The organism is Streptomyces sp. NPDC001093, assembly GCF_040298985.1.
Lineage (GTDB): Bacteria > Actinomycetota > Actinomycetes > Streptomycetales > Streptomycetaceae > Streptomyces.
In genome coordinates this window covers 1-21,466 of the sequence record NZ_JBEPBF010000081.1, presented here as the reverse complement: position 1 = coordinate 21,466, position 21,466 = coordinate 1, and the positions used below count along the sequence as shown (strand labels likewise).

Below are 21,466 nucleotides of genomic sequence, written 5' to 3'. Positions count from 1 at the left end.
GTCAGCGACCGGTCTTCGGAGCCTTCCAGCGAGCGATGCTGCGGGCCACCAGGTTGAGGATCATCACGAAGGCGATCAGCGTCAGGGAGGCCGCCCACGCACGGTCGTACGCCGCTCCGGAACCCGCGCTGTTGGCGAACTGCTGGTAGATGTACAGCGGCAGCGACGCCTGCGCACCCTCGAAGGGGTTGTTGTTGATGAACGGGTTGCCGAAGACCAGCAGCAGAACCGGCGCGGTCTCACCGGCGATGCGGGCGATCGCCAGCATGATGCCGGTGGTGATGCCACCGAGGGAGGTCGGCAGGACCACCTTCAGGATGGTGCGCCACTTCGGCACGCCGAGCGCCAGGGACGCCTCACGCAGCTCGTTCGGGACGAGCTTGAGCATCTCCTCGGTGGACCGGACGACGACCGGCATCATCAGGATGGCCAGGGCCAGCGAACCGGCGAAGCCGAACGGCTGCATCTTGAAGATGAGCATCAGCGACAGGATGAACAGACCCGCGACGATCGACGGGATACCGGTCATCACGTCGACGAAGAAGGTGACGGCCTTGGCGAGCCGGCCGCGGCCGTACTCCACCAGGTAGATCGCGGTCAGCACGCCGATCGGGGCGCCGATCAGGGTGGCGAGGCCGACCTGCTCCAGGCTGCCGATGATGGCGTGGTAGATGCCGCCGCCGGGCTCGGTGTCGGCGACGACACCCATGGAGTGGGTGAGGAAGTAGACGTTCAGGACCTTCACACCGCGTGCGACGGTCACCCAGATCAGGGAGACCAGCGGCACCACGGCGAGCACGAAGGCGACCCAGACGAGGCTGGTCGCGATGCGGTCCTTGGCCTGCCGGCGGCCCTCGACGCGCGCGGCGATCACGTACGTACCGAGGACGAACAGGACCGCGGCGATCAGACCCCACTGGATCTTGCTGTCCAGGCCGGCGGCCAGGGAGATGCCGACGCCCAGGGCGAGGGAGCCCGCGGCGATCGCCCAGGGCGACCACTTGGGCAGGCTGGCGCCGCGCAGGGTGCTGGGGCGCTTGTCGGTGACGGCTGCGGTGCTCATGCGTTGGCCCCCGAGTACTCCGCACGGCGGGCGATGATGAGCCGGGCCGCGCCGTTGACCAGCAGGGTGATGACGAACAGGACCAGACCGGAGGCGATGAGCGCGTCCCGGCCGAACTCCGTCGCCTCGCTGAACTTGCTGGCGATGTTCTGGGCGAAGGTGCCGCCGCCCGGGTTGAGCAGGCTGGCGTGGATGATGAAGTCGGGGGAGAGCACGGTGGCCACGGCCATCGTCTCGCCGAGCGCGCGGCCGAGGCCGAGCATCGACGCGGAGATCACGCCGGAGCGGCCGAAGGGCAGCACGGACATGCGGATGACCTCCCAGCGCGTGGCGCCGAGGGCCAGGGCGGCCTCCTCGTGCATGCGCGGGACCTGGCGGAAGACCTCTCGGCTCACGTTGGTGATGATCGGCAGGATCATGATCGCGAGCAGGATGCCGACGGTGAGCATCGAGCGCGGGGCGCCCTGGTCCCAGGAGAAGACGCCGGTCCAGCCGAAGAAGTCGTTGAGCCAGCCGTAGAGGCCGTTCATGTGCGGGACGAGGATCAGCGCGCCCCACAGGCCGTACACGATGGACGGCACGGCGGCGAGCAGGTCGATCACGTACGCGACGGGACCGGCGAGCCGGCGCGGTGCGTAGTGCGTGATGAACAGCGCGATGGAGACCGCGACCGGGACGGCGAGCAGCATGGCGATGACCGAGGAGACGATCGTGCCGAAGGCCAGTACCGCGATGCCGAAGGTCGGCGGGATGAGGTTGGTGTTCCACTCGGAGGTGGTCAGGAAGTTACCGTGGTCCTTGCCGATCGCGAGGGAGGCACGGTAGGTGAGGAAGACCGCGATCGCGGCCATGATCACCAGCAGCAGGATGCCGGACCCACGGGACAGGCCGAGGAAGAGGCGGTCACCCGCGCGGGTCGCGCCGCGGGCGTTGCGCTTCTGCTCGGCCAGGGTGGGCTGAGGCGTGGGGGGAGGAGGTGTGTCCGTCTTCTTGGTCGATATGTCCATCGGGTTCTCCGGTCTGCTGAGCCGGCCGCCCCTGGCGGGGCGGCGGCTCCTGGCGGCGGTGCACCGGACGGGGCGGCCCGGGCCCTGTCGGGCACGGGCCGCACTTTCGGATCAGGTCAGCTCAGGCCCTCGACGGTGGTGCGGACCTTGCTGATGATCGCGTCGGGAACGGGCGCGTAGTTGATCGTGGAGAGGATCTTCTGGCCGTCCTCGCTGGCGATGTAGCGCAGGAAGGCCTTGGTGGCGGGCAGGGTGTCCGCCTTGTTGCCCTTGTCACAGACAATCTCGTACGTCACCAGGGTAATCGGGTAGGCACCCTCGGCCTTGGTGGCGTAGTCCAGCTTCAGCGACAGGTCCTTGCCGGTGCCGACGACCTTGGCGGCCGCGATGTCGGCGGTGGCGGAGTCGGTGCTGGGCGCGACCGGCTTGCTGGCACCGGTGTTGATGGAGACCGCCTTCAGGCCGTCCTTGACGTAGGACAGCTCGAAGTAGCCGATGGCGCCGGAGGTCTGCTTGACCTGCTGGGCCACACCCGCGGACTGCGGAGCGGACTGGCCGCCCTTGGCCTGCCAGGCCTTGCCGCCGGAGTACTTCCAGTTGTCCGGGGTGGTGGCGATCAGGTACTTGGTGAAGTTGTCCGTGGTGCCGGACTCGTCCGAGCGGTGGAACGCCTGGATCTTCAGGTCGGGAAGCTTCGCCGACGGGTTCAGCTTCTTGATCGCCGGGTCGTTCCAGTTGGTGATCTTGCTGTCGAAGATCTTGGCGATGGTCGGGGCGTCCAGGACCAGGTTGTCGACACCCGGGACGTTGTAGCCGAGGGCGATCGGGCCGCCGACCATCGGCAGGTCGATGCCCTGGCCGCCGGAGCAGACCTGCTTGGAGGCGGTGACCTCGGCCGGCTTCAGCGCGGAGTCGGAACCGGCGAAGGCCAGCTGGCCCTGGGTGAAGGAGGTGACACCGGCGCCGGAGCCGCCGCCCTTGTAGTTGATCTGCACGCCACAGGCCTGGGAGAACTCCTTGACCCAGGCGTCGATCGCGTTCTTCTGCGCGGAGGAGCCGTCTGCGAGCAGCTGGCCCTTGGCGTTGTCACACTTGATGGAGGAGGCGTTGGTGGAGCCGGACGGGTTGCCCGACGCCTTCGAACCGCCACCGTTGTCGTTGGAGCCGCACGCCGTCAGGGCCAGGGTGCCGGTCACGGCGATCGCACCGAGCGAAAGGGCGCGCAGCCGGTTCTTGCGCTGAAGCATCACTTTCAGGAGTTCCTTCCAGAAGCCGCCGCTGTCCGGCGGCGTGCGAGGTATGGAGGAGCGCGAGCGCATATAGGGCCGCGCTCCGCACCGTGCACGGCCGAAATTAGGCAGAACAGGTGAAGCCGCCGATGGCCGGAAGTGAACGGCGGGTGAACCCCTGCCGTCGGCCCGGTTAGGTCACGGAATGCTCACGGGGAGGGCACGCAGAGGTTCCGACGCCCGGGTTACGCGCACACGTCTTCGACGTTCGATTCCCTGTGTGCGAACTGTTACGAACCAACGTACCCGCACGGCCGTCTCACCCCACGTAGGACCAAGGGGGTCCACGGAAAGGCGACACGGGACGATGGGCATGGAACGGCGTACGTTCATCGCGGGCGGCACGGCCGTACTGGCCGCGACCGCACTGACCGGCTGCAGCTCGGGCGCGGGCAGGTCCACCGCCTCGGCGAGCACGGGCTCATCCTCGCTCACGTCTCTCAAGACCACCAGCGAGAACGCCGCCGCGAACTGGACGGCTCTCGCCCATGACCTGGACGGCACCCTGGTCCGGCCCGGCGAGGCGACCTGGACGACGGCCCACCAGCTGTACAACACCCGCTTCGACACCCTGAAGCCCGCCGCGGTGGCCTACGCCGCCCACGCCGACGACATCCGTACGGCCCTCGCCTACGCCCAGGCCCACGGCGTGCGGGTCTCCATACGCAACGGCGGCCACTCCTACGCGGGCTACTCCTCCGGCGACAACCGCCTGATCCTCGACGTGTCCCGGCTGAACCGCATACGCGTCTCCGGCGGCCAGGCCGTCGTCGGCGCCGGCTCCAAGCTGATCGACGTCTACCGGGCGCTGGCCGCGAAGGGCGCGACCATCCCCGCGGGCTCCTGCCCCACCGTCGGCGTCTCCGGCCTGGTGCTCGGCGGCGGCCACGGCGTCGCCTCCCGCGCCTACGGCCTGACCTGCGACAGCCTCACCCAGGCGACGGTCATCACGGCCGACGGCACCCAGGTGACGGCGAACGCCTCGACCCACTCCGACCTCTTCTGGGCGCTGCGCGGCGCGGGCAACGGCAACTTCGGCGTCGTCACCGAGCTGCAGTTCAAGACCCACCCGGCGCCGCAGGCGGTGACGGCGTACATGACATGGCCCTGGTCCAAGGCCGCGGGCGTGCTGAAGGCCTGGCAGGAGTGGGGCCCCGGCCAGCCGGACGAGATCTGGTCCTCCCTCCACCTGGAGTGCTCACCGGGCCGCACCCCCAGCATCTCCGTGGCCTGCTTCTCCCTCGGCACCTACGGCGAACTGCAGAACGCCGTGGACCGCCTGGCCCACGCGGCCGGCGCGAACGCCTCCTCCGTCACCCTGCGCCGCCGGGGCTACGAGGAGGCGATGGAGATCTACGCCGGCTGCTCCTCCTTCTCCGCGGACGCCCAGTGCCACCTGCCGGGCTCCACCCCCGGCCGTTCCCCCCAGGGCCGCCTGGGCCGGGAGACGTACGCGGCCCGCTCGGACTTCTTCGACCGCTCGCTGTCGGCGGCGGGCATCCAGACCGTGCTGCGGCAGATCGGCTCGGTGCGGGGCGGCGCGGGCAGCATCGCCTTCACCGCCCTCGGCGGCGCGGTCAACCGTGTCTCCCCCACGGCGACGGCCTTCGTCCACCGCCGCTCCCGGATGCTGGCCCAGTACATCGCGTCCTGGGGCGCGGGAGCCTCCGGCGGCACGGCCCAGTCCTGGCTGACCTCGGCCCACCAGGCGATGGCCCCGTACGCCTCCGGTGCGGCGTACCAGAACTACGCCGACCCGACGCTGCGGGACTGGAAGAAGGCCTACTACGGGGACGCGGCGACCCGGCTCGCCCAGGTGAAGAAGCAGTACGACCCGCAGCGGTTCTTCTCCTACGCGCAGGGGCTGTAGCCGCTGGGAAGGGGTGCCTCCTCGGCAGCCCTACGCCGCCAGGTCCCGTTCCTCCGACTCCAGCGAGGAACGGGTGCTCGGCAGCACCGCGTCCCGGCCGGCCGGCGTCGCCGCCCGCCGCCGTACGATCCACCCGGCCCGGGGCGACCGCTCCACCGCCCGCATCAGCGGGGTGAGCAGCGCCATGGCCGGCGGGGACAGCAGCAGCGCGACGGCCGTACCGAGCGCGAAGCCGCCGACGACGTCCGTCGGGTAGTGCACGCCCATGTAGACCCGGCAGAAGCCCTCCAGCAGGGCGAGCCCGATCCCGGCGACGCCGAAGCGGCGGTTGGCGACGAAGAGGCCGACGCCCAGCGCCATGGTGATGGTCGCGTGGTCGCTGACGAAGGAGAAGTCGGTCTTGCCGGGGACGAGGACGTCCAGCCCCTGGTGTTCGACGAAGGGGCGGGGACGTTCCACGAAGCCGCGGATCGGGATGTTGACCAGCACCGCGATGCCGGCCGCGAGCGGCGCCCACAGCAGCGCGGCGACGCAGGACGCGGCATCCTCGGCGCCCCGGCGCCGCACGGACCACCAGCACCACAGCACGAGCAGCACCATGGCGACCAGCAGTCCGTACTCGCCGACGAACTCCATGACCCGGTCGAACCAGTGGGGCGCGTCCTTGGCCAGGCCATTGATGTCGTAGAGCAGCTCGACGTCGGGGTTCGATCCGGATTCGGCGAGTACAGCCATGGTGCTGCGGCCCCTTCGTCGGCTACCGGACGCACCTCGTGTGCGCCGCTCCTACCCCCGTGGTTCGTAGATCCGCTTCCGCTGCACTGCCGCACTGCCCGTACTGACGTCTGCTCGGCTACGTCAACAGGAACGCACGGTCCCCATCAATACGTTCCACTCTCCACTGAATGATCACGCAGACGTTATCGAAGAGAGACTCATCATCGCAGCTCAGGTGGGTGTTTCACGCTGGGTCACATCCTGTCAAACCGTCGTGGGGAGCGCTTTTGCGCCATCTTCGGTGACGCGCGTGGCGCCGAAGTAGTCCGGCAGGTCGATCGGATCGAACCGGATCACGGCCCCGGTCCGCGGCGCGTCGATCATGTACCCACCGCCCACATAGATCCCCACGTGGTGGATGGCCCGCGAATCGCTGCGGTCGGTGGAGAAGAACACCAGGTCACCCGGGAGGAGCTGGTCCCGCGAGGGATGCGGACCGGCGTTGTACTGGTCGTTGGCCACGCGCGGCAGATCGATGCCCACCTTCGCGTACGCGGCCTGCGTCAGCCCCGAACAGTCGAACCGCCCGCCCTGCTCGGCCGACCCCTCACCACCCCACAGATAGAGCGTCCCCAGCTTGCTCTGCGCGAACGCGATGGCACCGGCGGCCTGTTGGGTGGGATCGATCCGGCTCACGGGCGCGGCGAAGCTCTGCGACAGGCTCCGGATCCGCTTGACGTAGTCCTGCGTCTCGGTGATGGGGGGAACCCCGCCGGCCTTTATCACGCGATAGGCACCGGCGTTGTAGGCGGCGAGCATGTTGTCGGAGACGTTGCCCGGCACGTCCTTCACATACTTCGCCAGCTCGCAGTCGTACGAAGCGGCCGACGGAATCGCGTCGTTGGGGTCCCAGATGTCCCGCTTGCCGTCGCCGTTGCCGTCGATGCCGTGCGTGGCCCATGTGCTGGGGATGAACTGGGCGATGCCGCGCGCGTCGGCCGGGCTGACGACCGTCGGGTTCCAGCCGCTCTCCTGGTACAGCTGGGCGGCGAGCAGCGCGGGGGTGAGCGCCGGGCACAGGTTGCCCCACTTCTGCACGAGCGACTTGTAGGCGGCCGGTACGGCACCTTTGGCGAGCCCCCGGCCTCCCGAGGTGACTCCGTTGACGAGGTTCCCGGCGACGACGTACACCCCGATGACGAGCAGCATGACGAAGCCCATGCCGAGCCCGACGGCCGCCCCACCGATCACCCATACCTTCCGCACGGTTCAACTTTCCCCCATGCGACGACGGTTCAAGGCGGATTCGGCGTGATGTGGCGTCATTTCACAGCGAACCCGGCGCACATGACGCTGCCGCTGTCGCCGGGTGTGCGGATGCGGTGCCACTGCGGGTCCGGTACCTGTCCCGGAAGCCGGTCCTCACCCGGTGTTCCCGCGTGAGGACTCTGCCGCTCCTGTCTGTCCGACGAGGGTCGATCAGGCTGGGCCCACAGGCACTCCGGACCGCCCGTGCCGTCTCCGCCTCGCGCCGGGGCCGGGCCAGGGCCCCGGAAGGGCCGCTGCCCCGTCTTCCCTGTTGGTGCGGTGGGCCTACAGCGCCCCCTCGGTCATCGACGCCCGTTCGGCCCGCTCAGCGGTGTCCCCTTCAGGGACGTCGTCCCGCCCACCGCGTTCTCCCTCTCCGCGCCGACCGGTGTCGTCCCGGTCGGCATGCTTCAGCAGCCTGTGCCGGCGCCGGGTCGCCCAGCGCGCGGCGGCGGCAGCGGCGACGAAGGCGGCGGCCGAGAGGCCGGCGGTGAGGGCGACGGAAGAGACGGACGGGAAGACGACTCCATTGGCGGCGATCCGCTGGCCGAACGGCAGGCCGGCCGGACTGCGGCTGACCCCAGGTGCACCCCCGGCAGCAGCCGCTTTCCCACCGCCCGCACTTCAAGGATCGCCGATCGCGTCCTTGTACAACTCGGCCGCCCGGCTGCCGAGCACCACGCTGTACGACACGTCGTCGGTCGAGCCGCCCTCCTCGTGGCCGCCGAGGATGCCGACGACCTGCTGGTCACCGTTGATCCAGGGGCTGCCGCTGGTGCCGCTGGTGAGGGAGGGGCAATCAATGCGCTGCTGGGTGCTGCTGTGCGCGGTCGGCTTGTTGGTGCAGCTGACGGGTACCTCGCGGGAGTCGGGGTAGCCGGTGACGGTCACGGCGGTGGCCCCGGTGGCCGTACCGGGGGTGAACCGATTCCCTCCCACGACGTCCTCGATCCGCCTGCCGTCCAGGTCGTCGACGGTGACGAGGGCCAGATCGCTGTCCTCGTCCTGGTCCTTGGACCAGCCGTCGGGCAGGTAGCGCTTTTCGACCTTCCACACCCCGTACGGCGCCTGTCCGTCCCGGTAGCCCGGCACGAACACCAGATCGCTGTCGGCCTCGCCCACGCAGTGCGCGGCGGTGACGAGGAGGTTGCCCCGCGGGCTGTGCACGACCGAGGCCGTGCAGAAGTGACCGCCGGACAGGTCGTCGGCCCGGTCGGCGCCGAACAGCGCGCCGATCCGCGCCGTGTGCCGGGTCGCGGCGGCATCGGCGGTGACCCCGAGGGGCCCCGGCCCGTCATCGGCGGCCGCTACGGACGCCGAGGTCAGGGCGAGCATCACCACGGCCCCGAGCAGCGCGGGACGCGAGGTGACCGTGATGCGTGAGATGCGCTTCATCAGTGCTCACTGTCCCCCACGAACGTGAGAATCCCGCTGCGACTTAACTGAGATTTTCCTGTGAAACCTCCCGTTGGGCGCCCGGCGTGCCGGCAATCGTGCTCCGACCAGCCGCGATTACGTTCCGTCGCCTCCAACAGGGATGGTGCGGGGGGTTACTGCGCCATGTGGGTGACAAGGAGGGTGGGACACCCGTGACTGCCGATCAGAAAGCCGTCATGGCGGCAGCTCGGCATGGACAAGCACGTCACGGTCGGCCGGCCGGCTTCAGGCTCCATTCCACTCCGGTCAGCTCCTCCGACAGGGTCCACAGCCGCCGGGCCGTCTGTGCGTCACCGGCCGCCCGGCTGCGGCCGACGAGCGTGGGGGCGCCGCGCATCTCGCCGAGGCCGCCGGGGCCGACGTACGCCGCCCCGGGCAGGTCCTGGCTCGCGGCGTACAGGGTCGGCAGGGCGCCGGCCTTGTCGCTCTGGGCGAACAGCCTGTTGCCGATCTCCATGACACCCCTCATCAGGGGGTTCGCGTGGTGGCTCTGGAGGTTCGTGGCGGCCCAGCCGGGGTGGGCGGCCAGGGCCCGCACCGGGGAGGCGGCCTCGGTGAGGCGGCGCTGGAGTTCCAGGGTGAACAGGAGGTTCGCCAGCTTGGACTGGGCGTAGGCGCGGGTGGGGGTGTAGCGGCCCCGCAGGTTCACGTCCTCGAAGTGGATCACTCCGTCGCCGCCCCGGTGGAGGCTGGAGGAGACCGTCACCACGCGGTCCGTCACATGCGGCAGCAACAGGTTCGTCAGCGCGAAGTGGCCCAGGTGGTTCGTGCCGAACTGCATCTCGAAGCCCTGCTTGGTGCGCTGCTCCGGCAGCATCATCACGCCCGCGTTGTTGATCAGCAGGTCCAGCGGGCGGTCCCAGCCGGCCGCGAACTCCCGCACCGAGTCCAGATCGGCCAGGTCCAGGCGGCGCACCTCGGTGCTGCCGCTCACCTTCGCCGCGGCGGCGCCGCCCCGCGTGAGGTCCCGTACGGCGAAGACCACATGCGCTCCGGCGCGGGCCAGCGCCTCGGCGGCGACGAAGCCGATGCCGCTGTTGGCGCCGGTGACGACGGCCGTACGGCCGGTCAGGTCGGGGAGCTGGGTCGCGTTCCATTTATCGCTCATGGCTCCAAAGTAGGCATCGACAACAATGATGTCAATGACAACATCGGGGTACGATGGTCCGCATGCCGCGCCTGTCCCCGTCACCGACGAACCGCCCCTATCACCACGGAGACCTGCGCGCCGCCCTGCTCAAGAGCGCCGAGCGCACCCTGCGCGAGAAGGGCGTCGGCGCGCTCTCGCTGCGCGAGCTGGCCCGGGACGTCGGGGTGAGCCACGCGGCCCCCGGCCGGCACTTCAAGGACAAGCAGGCGCTCATAGACGCCCTCGCACTCGACGGGTACGAGCGCCTGAACCAGGCCCTGGGCACCGCCGCGGCACGGCCCGGCCTCACCTTCGAGGGACGCATGGCGGCGCTCGCGCGGGCCTACCTCGGCTTCTCCGTCGAGAACCCGGAGCTGCTGGAGCTGATGTTCGCGCGCAAGCACGCGCCCGACAGCTCCGCCCAGCTCGCCGCCGCCGTCGACGAGTCCCTCGGCTCCTTCGCCCGGATGATCGCGGAGGCACAGGAGCAGGGTGAGATCGTCGCCGGCGACCCCGAGCGGATCACCATGATCGCCGCCGCGAGCCTGCACGGCCTGGCCGCCCTCATCGCCGCCTGCGCGCTCGACGCCGAGGAGGCCATGAGCGGCCTGGACGAACACGTCCACCTGCTGCTCCACGGCCTCAAGCCCCGGTGAGCCCGCCCGGGCCGGCCGTTCCCCCTCTGTACGGGACCTGTGCCCCGGGTCAAGCGGCCCCCAGCACAGCGCCAGCACACAGCCATTGATCAGCAATCCCCCAACCGCCTTGAGTAACGCGGGAGTCAGAATTCCGAAAGCCACTTGTTGTCGCGTACTCAACAAGGCGATGGTCGTCGCGGGCCGCCGCCCCCACCGGTCACCCACCGGTGGACCCCCACACCCGCAGGCCTCTGTCCACCACTTCCAGGAGGCTGTACCTTGCGTACGACCACCCCCACCTCCCCCCACATACGCGGCAGATGGCGCCGCGTCGGGTCGGCCGCCGCGGCCACCGCCGCGCTCCTCGCCGCCGGTGTGACCACCGCGGCCCACGCCGAAGCCGCCACCGCACCCCACAAGGTGAGCGCCAAGGCCGTCGCCGCCCAGGTCGCCAAGGCCCATGTGCGCTACGAGAAGGCGTGCGGCGCCACTCCGAAGAAGGGCTTCGCCGCCTGCGACGCCCTGCGCGTCACCGGCGGCACCACCGCCTTCATGGAGAAGCAGGCGGCCCTGAAGGGCATGACGCCGAAGACCGTCTCCCCGAAGGCCGCCTCCGACTCCCCCACCGGCTACGGCCCGAGCGACATCCAGTCGGCGTACGGCCTCACCTCCGCCGCGTCCTCGAACGGCTCCGGCGAGACCGTCGCCATCGTCGACGCCTACGACGACCCGAACGCCGAGTCCGACCTCGCGGCCTACCGGTCGTACTACGGCCTGCCGGACTGCACCACCGGCAACGGCTGCTTCAAGAAGGTCGGCCAGACCGGCTCCACCACCTCGCTCCCCTCCGCCGACAGCGGCTGGGCCGGTGAGGAGTCGCTCGACCTCGACATGGTCAGCGCGACCTGCCCGAACTGCAACATCCTGCTGGTCGAGGCGAAGTCGGCGTCCGACGCCAACCTGGGCACGGCCGTGAACGAGGCCGTCAAGCTGGGCGCCAAGTTCGTCTCCAACAGCTACGGCGGCTCGGAGTCGTCGTCGGACACGTCGTACGACACCTCGTACTACAAGCACCCGGGCGTCGCCATCACCGCCAGCGCGGGCGACGGGGGCTACGGCGCCGAGTACCCGGCCGCCTCCCGGTACGTGACCGCCGTCGGCGGCACCAGCCTGTCCACCTCCTCCGACAGCCGCGGCTGGACCGAGTCCGTCTGGAACACCTCCAGCACCGAGGGCACCGGCTCCGGCTGCTCCGCCTACGACGCCAAGCCCAGCTGGCAGACCGACAGCGGCTGCGCCAAGCGCATGATCGCCGACGTGTCCGCCGTGGCCGACCCCGCCACCGGCGTCTCCGTCTACGACACCTACGGCTCCGACGGCACCGGCTGGAACACCTACGGCGGCACCAGCGCCAGCGCGCCGATCATCGCCTCGGTCTACGCCCTCGCCGGCACGCCCGGCAGCACTGACTACCCGGCCCAGTACCCGTACAACGCGGCCGGCACCTCCGCCCTGAACGACGTGACCAGCGGCAGCAACGGCACCTGCGACACGGACTACTTCTGCACCGCCGGGTCCGGCTACGACGGCCCGACCGGCTGGGGCACCCCGGAGGGCACCAGCGCCTTCTCCGCGAGCTGATCCACCCGCACGACCACCCCGTCGGGTCACGGGGAGCCGCCGAATGAGGGGGACGTGGGGTCCCCTCGGCGGCACGGAGAGGAAGACGGGCCACGGCAGCCGGCCGCGGCCCGTCTTCCCTGTCCAACTCCCGGCGCGTGACCCGAGAGTTGAGCGTGACCTGCGAGTCGAACCCCACCGGCCTCCAGTCGGCCTGGGCGCGAAGTACGTCTCCAACGTCTCCAAACGCCTCCACCGGCTGCGGCGGCTACGGCGGCTACGGCGGCTCCGAGGCGTCGTCGGACACGTCGTACGACGCGTGAAGGACGAGCAGCACCGAAGACTCCGGCCGCTCGGCGTACGACGCCGAGCCGGCCTGCCGACGGACACGGGCCGCGGCAAGCGCACGATCGCCGACGCCTCGGCGGTGGCCGACCCGGCGGCCGGGGCTGTGTCCGGTTTCCCGCCCCCGCCCATGAGAACATCATCTCGACGCCTCACCCGACCAGCCGTCAGAAATCGTGCCAGGTCGTAAAGGACGACAACGACCGAACCACACGACAGGTTCCGGTCGGACCTCGTTGCCCGGCGTGACCTGCCGTGATACACAGAGTGACCGTACGTGCCATTCGTACGAAACCCGCCAGTCAATGACGTCAAGTCGACATGCGTTGGCGAGGTTGTCGGCGACAATGAGGCCTGACCTCTGCACACCGCAGGGGACCAACGGAACTACCCACCAGGGGCGGTGACTTACATGCTCTTTGCGGCCGACAAGGGAAACATCAACACCATCATCGGCGGAATCGCTCCGGACTGGGGCCCCTTCGGCAGCCTGGGCAACGAGGCGAAGGTCATGATCGAGGTGGTGATGGCGGTCGCCATCCTCCTCTGCCTCGGCATCGCGGTATGGGGCGCCGCCAAGCAGCGCATCGGCGCCACGGCCCTCCGGGACACCTTCAGCGCCGAGCAGGGCAAGGGCCTCATCATCGCCGGTCTGACCGGGGTCTTCATCATCGGCTCCCTCGGCACCCTGTTCACGATCGTGTACGGCATGGCGGTCTGAGTCCCCTGAAGGTTGCGTCTCCCTGATGTCGAGTCACCACACCGCGCCCGCGCGGCAACCAGCACGGCTACCGTCGTACGCCTACGAGGGTGAGGGAGCGCGCACGCCATGACCTCCGGAGACGACCAGGCCTACACCGACTACGGCGACACGGGCCACACCCGCACCCGCCTCCCCGAAACCGACCCCTACGGCGGCGCCCCCCGCCGCCCCACCCGCTCCTCCTCCCGCTCCCTGATCACGGTCGTCGGCGTAGTCGTCCTCCTCATCGCAGCGATCGCTTTCGCCAACCGGGGGGACCAATCGTCCGGGGGCGGGTCGACGGCCAAGGGCTCCCAGCCACACACGTCGTCCACCGCCGCCACGGGCACGCGACCGGTGGACGCCAAGACCGGCGGTATCCCGTCGGGCTTCGCGCATACGGAGCAAGGGGCGGAGAGTGCGGCGGCGAACTATGCGACGCTCCTCGGCTCTGACGGTATGTTCAACAACGTCCGGCGGCACCAGATCGTGCAGACCATCGCCGATCCCAGCACCGTGAACAGTCTCCAGTCGGGATTCGATGCCGACTACTCGGCTGCGTTCCTGAGGAAGATCGGGCTCAACAACGACGGCAGTGCACCCGTGGGCAGCACGTTCGTGGATCGCACGATGCCGGTCGGCACAAAGGTGACGTCGTACAACAGCGGCGCCGTCACGGTCGAGGTCTGGTGCAACGGCCTCTTCGGCATCGCCGGCGAAGGTTCAACCAACCCGGTGACCAGCAGTTGGTTCACCGTGGCCATGAAGTTGCGCTGGATCAACAGTGACTGGAAGGTCCTGGAATCCACCCAGAAAACCGGTCCCACCCCCGTCGCCGGTGACAACCCTGTGTCCGGGGCCGACGAGATCAGCAAGGCGGTCCAGGAGTTCGGAGGCTTCACCTATGCCCGGTAGCCAGCACCGCACGCTCAAGCTCACCGGCCTAGTGGCCGCCGTACAGACCACGGTCGTACTCCTGGCCTCACGCGCCGCCGCAGCCCCCAACCCGACACCCTCCAAGAGCAACGACCCCTGTTCGCTAATCGCCGGGCCTGCCAAGAAGTACTGCCAAAACGACGGCGGCGGCTCCAAGTCCGGCGTGACCGGGCCCACCAACAACCCCCTCACCGACACCCTCGACCCCCTCTCCTCCCTGGCGAAGGGCTGCGCGGACGCCGCCACCTGGACCATCGACAAGCTCAGCAAGGCCGTGAAGGAGACCGCCAACGTCGACTTCACCAACCCCAAGTTCCTGCAGCAGTACGCGATCGTCTTCGCCGCGTCCACGATCCTCACGCTCCTGCTGTGGCTCCTGGCCGTGGCCAAGCGGGCCGTGCGCGGCGTGCCGCTGACCACCGCCATCTCGGAAGCCGTCGGGTTCCTGTGGCTGACGGTGCTCGCCTCCGCCTTCACCCCGCTGATCCTGTACACGGTCGTGTCGGCCACTGACGGCGTCACGGACGTCCTCGCCAAGGCCACCGGCGACCAGGCCGACACGTTCTTCGGCACCTTCTCCGGCGCCCTCGGCAAGGGCACCGACATCGGCGGCGGACCGATCATGCTGATCGTGGTCTCCCTGGTCAGCATCCTCGCCGCCGGCGTCCTCTGGCTGGAGCTCGTCATCAGGGCCGCGCTCCTCTACGTCGGCGCCCTCCTCGGCACCGTCGTCTACGCCGGCCTCGTCGACAAGAACCTGTGGGGGCACGTCCGCCGCTGGGCCGGGATCATGATCGCCGTGATCCTCGTCAAGCCCGTCATCGTGATCGTGCTCGGCCTCGCCGGGGCCCTGTCCAGCGGCAACGGCCCCGACTCCTTCTCCGCCGTCGTCTCCGGCCTCGCCATCATCCTGCTCGCCATCTTCGCCAGCGCGATGATCTACCGCTTCGTCCCCGGCTTCGGCGACGAGATCGCCAACGGCCGCAACAACCGCATCATGCAGGGCGCCGAGAGCAAGGCCGCCGCCGTCATCAGCTCCCCCGCCACCCTCGTCGCCCAGGGCATCAAGACCCACAGCTCCCGCGCCGACAACAACGCAGCCGGCGGAGGACAGACCGGCGGCAGCACCCCGCGCCCCGCCAACCCCGCCACCGGCGGCGTCGCCGCCCACAGCAGCCGTACCCCCACCGGCGGCGGAGCCGTCCCCTCCGCCGCGCCCGCGCCCCGCGCGCCCAGCCCCGCCAACACCCCGCACGCCGGCAACACCCGCAATATCAACCGCACGGGAGGTGAAGGGCGTTGACGACCGAGTCCCACCTGTCCCATCCGGTCACGCCCCGCCGTACGTATCTCATCGGCCGCGCCCGGCCGAACGCGATCATCGGCCGGAACCGCGAGTCCGGCGAGATCGCGCTGATCGTCGCGGGCGCGTTCCTCGGCATGATGTGCGGCCTGCTCGTCCCGGTCCTGTCCCTGCGCATCGTGCTGCTGACGGGCTTCCCGCTGCTCGCGCTCGCCGCGGTCTACGTGCCGTACAAGCGCCGCACCTTCTACAAGTGGTTCGAGATCAACCGCAGCTACAAGCGCGCCGTCAAGGGCGGCCAAGCCGTCTACCGCTCCGGCGTCATGGAGGCGGGCACGCGGCTCGACGGGCGGGAGGTGGAGGTCGGCCCGCCCCCGGGCATCGGCCGCATCACCTGGCTCGCCGCCCCCTTCGGGCCCGACGAGATCGCCGTACTGCTGCACGCCGACCGCAAGACCGTCACCGCCGCCATCGAGATCGAAGGTCCCGGCGTCGGCCTGCGCGACTCCGAGGACCAGGAGGCCCTGGTCGACCGCTTCGGCACGCTCCTCAAGCACGTCGCCAACGGCGACGGGTTCGTGACCCGGCTGCAGATGCTCGCCCGCACCCTGCCCGCCGACCCCGACGCCCACGCCAAGGACGTCGCCCAGCGCGGTGACACCCGCTCCCCCGGCTGGCTCCAGCAGTCGTACGACCAGCTGCAGTCCATGGTGTCCACCAGCAGCGAGCAGCACCGCGCCTACCTCGTCGCCTGTATGACCTACAACCGGGAACTGGCCGCCGAGGCACACGCCATGGCCCGTGCCGTCCGCGCCCGCGGCGGCAAGGTCGACCGCGACGCGGGGCTCGCGGTGGTCATGGCCCGTGAGCTGACCGACATCTGCTCCCGCCTCCAGGAGGCCGACATCCGGGTCCGCCAGCCGCTGGGCCAGGGCCGGCTCGCCTCCCTCATCCACTCCATGTACGACCCGGACCACCCCATCGACCACATCCAGGCGATGACCAAGCGCAACGCCTGGCCGGCCGAGCTCGACGCCATGGAGCCCACCTATCTCCAGGCGAAGACGAGGGAGTCCGCCACCCGCGCGCCCTGGTGCCACGCCACGGCCTGGGTGAAGGAGTGGCCGATGACCCCGGTGGGCGTCAACTTCCTCGCACCCCTCCTCGTCCACACCCCGGACGTCATCCGGACGGTCGCGGTGACGATGGATCTCGAACCCACCGAGGTAGCCATCGAACGCATGCTGACCGAGAAGACCAACGACGAGGCCGAAGCCTCCCGCGCCGCCAAGATGAACCGCACCGTCGACCCGCGCGACGTCGCCGCGCACAACCGCATCGACCAGCGCGGCGAGGACCTCGCCAGCGGCGCCGCCGGCGTCAACCTCGTCGGCTACATCACCGTCTCCGCCCGTACCCCGGAGGCCCTCAACCGCGACAAGCGCACGATAAGAGCTTCCGCCGGCAAGTCGTACCTCAAGCTGGAGTGGTGCGACCGAGAGCACCACCGCGCCTTCGTGAACACACTTCCCTTCGCCACCGGCATCCGAAGGTAGGGGCTGATTCACCGATGCGGGATCCGCTGTCCGTCCTCACCGACGCCTTCACCTCCTTCCTCTTCGGGAAGGTCGAGACGACCCGGCCGCCGGTGCGCACCTCCACGGGCCAGGCCCAGGCCGTCTATCTGCCCACGGCCGCGCCCGGCCTCGGCGACTCCGGCGTCATCATCGGCCGCGAGGTGTACTCCGGCAAGGGCTACATCTACGACCCCTTCCAGCTCTACGGCCAGCAGCTCCCCGCCCCGCACTGGCTGGTCCTCGGCGAGTCCGGCAACGGCAAGTCGGCCCTGGAGAAGACCTACGTCCTGCGCCAGCTGCGCTTCAGGGACCGCCAGGTCGTCGTCCTGGACGCCCAGGGCGAGGACGGGGTCGGCGAATGGAACCTGATCGCGGAGGAGCTGGGGATAACTCCCATCCGGCTCGACCCCACGGCCGCCCTGAACCACGGAATCCGGCTCAACCCCCTGGACCCGGCGATCACGACCACCGGCCAGCTCGCGCTGCTGCGGACCATCATCGAGGTCGCGATGGGCCACGGCCTGGACGAACGTGCCGGCTTCGCCCTCAAGGTCGCCCACTCCTACGTCAACGAGTCGATCCTCGACCGCCAGCCGGTCCTCTCCGACATCGTCGAGCAGCTACGGCACCCCGAGCCGGAGTCGGCCGAGGCGATGAACGTCGCCATAGACGACGTACGGGCCTGGGGCCTGGACGTCGCCCTGGTCCTGGACCGCCTGGTCGACGGTGACCTGCGCGGCATGTTCGACGGCCCGACGACCGTGGGGATCGACCTGGACGCCCCGCTGATCGTCTTCGACCTCTCCCACATCGACCGCAACTCCATCGCCATGCCCATCCTCATGGCGATCGTCGGCGTGTGGCTGGAGCACACCTGGATCCGCCCCGACCGCAAGAAGCGCATCTTCCTGGTCGAGGAGGCCTGGCACATCATCAACAGCCCGTTCGTGGCCCAGCTGTTCCAGCGCCTGCTGAAGTTCGGCCGCCGGCTGGGTCTCTCCTTCGTGGCGGTGGTGCACCACCTGTCCGACGTCGTGGACGGCGCCGCGGCCAAGGAGGCGGCGGCGATCCTGAAGATGGCCTCCACCAGGACCATCTACGCCCAGAAGGCCGACGAGGCCCGGGCCACCGGCCGGGTGCTGGGTTTGCCGAGGTGGGCCGTGGAAATCATCCCGACACTGACGCCCGGCATCGCCGTATGGGACGTCAACGGCAATGTCCAGGTGGTCAAACACCTGGTCACGGAGACGGAACGCCCGCTGGTCTTCACCGACCGCGCGATGACCGAGTCCTCCAGCGACCTCACGGCCGACGACGCGCTGCGCGCCGCCGAACTGGAGGCCGAGCAGCGGGCGGCGGCCTTCGTGGAACAGCACCTGGGCGACTCCGAGTCGACGGTGGCGTAGGCGCAGGGGCCGGAGCCGGGGCAGAGGCAGGGGAGGAACGGGTGAGACCGGACGCTCGCGACCGCCGCGAGGATCGCCGGGAGGGCCAGGGCGGCATCCCCGACGGCCTGCTGGTCGGCGTACTCGCCTTCCTCCTCGGCATGACCGTGCTGGTGTGGACGGCCACGGGCCTCGCCGCCCTCTTCGCCAAGGGCGCCTGGCCGCACGGCGTCACCTTCACCCGCACCCCCCTCGCCATGCGCCACCTCATCGGCGCACCTCACGACATCACCGGCGCCTGGCCCGACACCCCCGCCGCCCGGCTCTCCGGCTGGGGCCTGTTCTGGGGCCTGTTCATCGGCCAGCTGATGGTCCTGTTCGTCCTCACCGTGTTCGTGATGGGAGCGGTGGCGAGATGGCGGGCGGGCAGAGCGCGGGCGCGGGCCCAGAAGGCGATGCCGACGGCTCCGGAACGGCGGTACGAGGTGCCGGTACCGCGTTCGGAGCCGGAGCCGACGCAGGCCCTCCCGGCCCCGCAGCCCAGGGCGACCCCGCCGGACCCGGCACCGCAGAAGCCCCTGGCCCCCCTCTCGGCCGACGGTGAAGCCGACGGTGAAAGGGTGGACGGCTGGGAAACCACTCGCCCCGAAGGCCCGGTGCTCTACGCCCCACCCGCGGCCCGCCGCACGGCCGCCGCGCAAGCCGTACGCGACGCGGAAGGCCCCGCCCTGGTCGTCACCTCCAACCCCGCCCTCTGGTCCGAGACAAAGGACGCCAGAGCCAAACTCGGCCCCACCCTCCTCTACGACCCCACCCACCTCTGCGACACCCCGGCCCGCCTCCACTGGTCCCCCACCACCGGCTGCGAGGACAAACAGACCGCGCTGAGCAGAGCCACCGCCCTCCTCGGACCCGTACAGCCGACGGCCAGGATCGACCAGGCCGTGGCCGACACCGCAGTGACGCTCCTGCGGAGCTACCTCCACGCCGCCGCCCTGGAGAACCGCACCATCCGCCACGTCCACCGCTGGTCCCAGGGCAACCAGGTCCAGGACGCCGTACGGACCCTCCGTACCCACCCCAAGGCCGCCCCCGGCGCCGCCGGCGAACTCGAGGCCGCGCTCACCGCACACCCCGAACGCCGCGACATCGCCCAGGAGCTGACCAGCCGAGCCCTCTCGGCCCTGTTCACCGTCAACATCCGCGAGGCCTGCACCCCCAGCCGAACTGATGCGCTCGCCTTGGATTCCTTCGTCCACGAAGGGGGCACGCTTTATGTGGTCGGTGAATCCATCGAGGACCCCCGGAGCAACCCCGGCGCGATGCCGCTCCTGACGGCCCTCGTCTCCAGCGTGGTCGAGCGCGGCCGGCGCATGGCCGAACGGTCATCCTCCGGTCGGCTCGACCCACCACTCACCCTCGTGCTGGACGACATCGCGGCCGTGGCCCCCATCCCGCAGCTCCCCGAGCTGCTGGCCACCGGCACCGACCAGGGCCTGCCCGCCCTCGCCCTGCTCCGCTCCCGCGAACAGGCCCGCTCCCGCTGGCCGCACCAGGAACTACCGGTCTAGGACAGGTCCAGGACGGGTTTCCCAGGACAGGTCTTAGGACCGCCACTCCAGCACGAACTCCACCTCGTGCTGCACCTGGTCCCGCACGAACGGCACGATCACCCCGCTCGGCACGAACCCCGCCTTGCGGTAGGCGCTCTGGGCCCGGTCGTTGTCCTCGTGCACCAGCAGCCGTACGCGCTCCGAGCCCCGCTCCCGCGCCCACTCCACACCGGCGTCGAGCAGGGCCTTGATCAGCCCGTTCCCCCGGTGCTCGGGCCGGACGTACACCCCGACCACATGCCCCTGCCGGCGCTCGACGGCAAGCCCGGCCCAGTCCTTCGTCCCGGCCTCCTCGATGAGTACGGTGACCGAGCCGGCCCAGGTCCCGTCGGAGGCCTCGGCGATGAACTGCCGCGCCGCCGTGGACCCCTCACCGGAACCGACGGCCCGGTCCTGCCAGAAGGAGTCCGCCTTGGCGGCGCCCTCCTCGTAGGTCTCCAGGAAGGCGAGGTGCGCGACCGGGTCCCGCAGGGCTTCCAGCCGCAGCTGCTTCACCCGGGGCCAGTCGTCGGGTCGTATGGCTCGGATGACGTAGTCACCGATGGTCGAGGTGCTCATGGGGGCCACCGTAGTGCCAGCCCGTTGTCAGCGGCATCCCATATTGTGCCAGTCATGACAACACTGTCCCAACGCCCGCACACCGCCCTGCTCGTCATCGACGTCCAGAACGGCGTGATGGTGCCGAGCTCGCCGCACCGCGACGGCGTCATCGCCAACATCAGCACCCTCGTCGACAGGGCCCGCGCGGCGGGCGTCCCGGTGATCTGGGTGCAGCACCAGGACGAGGACCTGGCGCCGGGTACCGAGAGCTGGGAGTACGTCCCGCAACTGAAGCGCCTCGATTCCGAGCCCCTCGTCGCCAAGAGCTACAGGGACTCCTTCGAGGACACCGACTTGGAGTCCGTCCTCGCACAGCGCGGAGTGGGCCGCCTTGTCGTCACGGGGGCCCAGAGCGACTTCTGTATCCGCTCCACCCTGCACGGCGCCCTCGTGCGGGGCTACGACGCCACGCTGGTCGCCGACGCGCACACCACGGAGGACCTCACCGAGTACGGGGCGCCGGCCCCGGAACAGGTCATCGCCCACACCAACCTCTACTGGAGCGGCCAGAATGCACCCGGCCGCCGGGGCGGAATCGTCAAAACAGCCGAAGTCACCTTCTGAAACGCAGAAAGGCCCACGCCTTCCGGCGTGGGCCTTTCCCAAGAATTGTTCGGCGGTGTCCTACTCTCCCACAGGGTCCCCCCTGCAGTACCATCGGCGCTGTGAGGCTTAGCTTCCGGGTTCGGAATGTAACCGGGCGTTTCCCTCACGCTATGACCACCGAAACACTATGAAACTGTGAACGCCGCACCACCCTCACCGGGCGGGGCTGTTCGTGGTTTCAGAACCAACACAGTGGACGCGAGCAACTGAGGACAAGCCCTCGGCCTATTAGTACCGGTCACCTCCACCAGTTACCTGGCTTCCAGATCCGGCCTATCAAC

18 protein-coding genes and 1 rRNA gene are annotated in these 21,466 nt (G+C 69.8%); 10 read left to right on the top strand and 9 right to left on the bottom strand.

Annotated elements, in window-relative coordinates:
* Nucleotide 1 precedes the first annotated feature (1 nt).
* From pstA to pstS, 3 genes are all read right to left on the bottom strand, one after another.
* On the bottom strand, nucleotides 2–1,063 hold the full coding sequence (pstA, locus tag ABT288_RS31800; protein WP_351615050.1) for a phosphate ABC transporter permease PstA: 1,062 nt from the start codon (nucleotides 1,061–1,063) through the stop codon (nucleotides 2–4).
* Entirely contained in the window at nucleotides 1,060–2,070 is a 1,011-nt protein-coding gene (gene pstC / locus ABT288_RS31795; RefSeq protein WP_351615047.1) for a phosphate ABC transporter permease subunit PstC, read from the bottom strand. Before pstC ends, pstA begins: the two co-directional genes overlap by 4 nt.
* Nucleotides 2,071–2,186: 116 nt before the next feature.
* Nucleotides 2,187–3,320, bottom strand: coding sequence for a phosphate ABC transporter substrate-binding protein PstS (gene pstS / locus ABT288_RS31790; RefSeq protein ID WP_351615117.1), 1,134 nt, complete (start codon nucleotides 3,318–3,320; stop codon nucleotides 2,187–2,189).
* A gap of 352 nt (nucleotides 3,321–3,672) precedes the next feature.
* On the opposite strand from pstS, the gene ABT288_RS31785 reads away from it, so the two are divergent.
* The gene (locus ABT288_RS31785; protein ID WP_351615045.1) at nucleotides 3,673–5,229 is read left to right on the top strand and encodes an FAD-binding oxidoreductase; all 1,557 of its coding nucleotides are present in this window, start codon (nucleotides 3,673–3,675) and stop codon (nucleotides 5,227–5,229) included.
* A gap of 30 nt (nucleotides 5,230–5,259) precedes the next feature.
* Here the strand turns inward: ABT288_RS31785 and ABT288_RS31780 are convergent, their stop codons facing one another.
* From ABT288_RS31780 to ABT288_RS31765, 4 genes are all read right to left on the bottom strand, one after another.
* The gene (locus tag ABT288_RS31780; protein ID WP_351615042.1) at nucleotides 5,260–5,964 is read right to left on the bottom strand and encodes a phosphatase PAP2 family protein; all 705 of its coding nucleotides are present in this window, start codon (nucleotides 5,962–5,964) and stop codon (nucleotides 5,260–5,262) included.
* 246 nt (nucleotides 5,965–6,210) lie between these two features.
* A complete protein-coding gene (locus tag ABT288_RS31775) occupies nucleotides 6,211–7,167 on the bottom strand; it encodes a bifunctional lytic transglycosylase/C40 family peptidase (protein ID WP_351615114.1) in 957 nt (318 codons plus the stop codon).
* A 711-nt stretch (nucleotides 7,168–7,878) separates the two neighbouring features.
* Nucleotides 7,879–8,649: a trypsin-like serine peptidase gene (locus ABT288_RS31770; RefSeq protein ID WP_351615040.1), complete on the bottom strand. Its 771-nt coding sequence runs from the start codon at nucleotides 8,647–8,649 to the stop codon at nucleotides 7,879–7,881.
* Between the two features lie 247 nt (nucleotides 8,650–8,896).
* Nucleotides 8,897–9,799, bottom strand: coding sequence for an oxidoreductase (locus ABT288_RS31765; RefSeq protein ID WP_351615037.1), 903 nt, complete (start codon nucleotides 9,797–9,799; stop codon nucleotides 8,897–8,899).
* Between the two features lie 62 nt (nucleotides 9,800–9,861).
* Between ABT288_RS31765 and ABT288_RS31760 the strand changes: the two genes are divergently transcribed.
* The 8 genes from ABT288_RS31760 to ABT288_RS31725 all read left to right on the top strand — a co-directional run bounded on the left by ABT288_RS31760 (nucleotide 9,862) and on the right by ABT288_RS31725 (nucleotide 19,937).
* Nucleotides 9,862–10,476: a TetR/AcrR family transcriptional regulator gene (locus ABT288_RS31760; RefSeq protein ID WP_351615034.1), complete on the top strand. Its 615-nt coding sequence runs from the start codon at nucleotides 9,862–9,864 to the stop codon at nucleotides 10,474–10,476.
* A 261-nt stretch (nucleotides 10,477–10,737) separates the two neighbouring features.
* Nucleotides 10,738–12,099, top strand: coding sequence for a S53 family peptidase (locus ABT288_RS31755; protein WP_351615031.1), 1,362 nt, complete (start codon nucleotides 10,738–10,740; stop codon nucleotides 12,097–12,099).
* A 736-nt stretch (nucleotides 12,100–12,835) separates the two neighbouring features.
* Entirely contained in the window at nucleotides 12,836–13,144 is a 309-nt protein-coding gene (locus ABT288_RS31750) for a DUF8827 family protein (RefSeq protein ID WP_351213614.1), read from the top strand.
* Nucleotides 13,145–13,252: 108 nt separating this feature from the next.
* A complete protein-coding gene (locus ABT288_RS31745; protein ID WP_351615028.1) occupies nucleotides 13,253–14,080 on the top strand; it encodes a DUF8175 domain-containg protein in 828 nt (275 codons plus the stop codon).
* A complete protein-coding gene (locus tag ABT288_RS31740) occupies nucleotides 14,070–15,404 on the top strand; it encodes a hypothetical protein (protein ID WP_351615025.1) in 1,335 nt (444 codons plus the stop codon). The genes ABT288_RS31745 and ABT288_RS31740 overlap by 11 nt, the downstream gene beginning before the upstream one ends.
* Entirely contained in the window at nucleotides 15,401–16,960 is a 1,560-nt protein-coding gene (locus ABT288_RS31735) for an SCO6880 family protein (RefSeq protein ID WP_351615022.1), read from the top strand. The genes ABT288_RS31740 and ABT288_RS31735 overlap by 4 nt, the downstream gene beginning before the upstream one ends.
* A 14-nt stretch (nucleotides 16,961–16,974) precedes the next feature.
* Complete coding sequence (locus tag ABT288_RS31730) at nucleotides 16,975–18,387, top strand: ATP-binding protein (RefSeq protein ID WP_228626652.1); 1,413 nt, start codon at nucleotides 16,975–16,977, stop codon at nucleotides 18,385–18,387.
* A gap of 41 nt (nucleotides 18,388–18,428) precedes the next feature.
* Entirely contained in the window at nucleotides 18,429–19,937 is a 1,509-nt protein-coding gene (locus tag ABT288_RS31725; RefSeq protein WP_351615020.1) for a type IV secretory system conjugative DNA transfer family protein, read from the top strand.
* A 33-nt stretch (nucleotides 19,938–19,970) separates the two neighbouring features.
* Here the strand turns inward: ABT288_RS31725 and ABT288_RS31720 are convergent, their stop codons facing one another.
* On the bottom strand, nucleotides 19,971–20,537 hold the full coding sequence (locus ABT288_RS31720; RefSeq protein ID WP_351615017.1) for a GNAT family N-acetyltransferase: 567 nt from the start codon (nucleotides 20,535–20,537) through the stop codon (nucleotides 19,971–19,973).
* 54 nt (nucleotides 20,538–20,591) lie between these two features.
* Between ABT288_RS31720 and ABT288_RS31715 the strand changes: the two genes are divergently transcribed.
* Nucleotides 20,592–21,143: a cysteine hydrolase family protein gene (locus ABT288_RS31715; protein WP_351615014.1), complete on the top strand. Its 552-nt coding sequence runs from the start codon at nucleotides 20,592–20,594 to the stop codon at nucleotides 21,141–21,143.
* 47 nt (nucleotides 21,144–21,190) lie between these two features.
* Here the strand turns inward: ABT288_RS31715 and rrf are convergent.
* Nucleotides 21,191–21,307 (bottom strand): 5S ribosomal RNA (gene rrf / locus ABT288_RS31710).
* Between the last annotated feature and the right edge of the window lie 159 nt (nucleotides 21,308–21,466).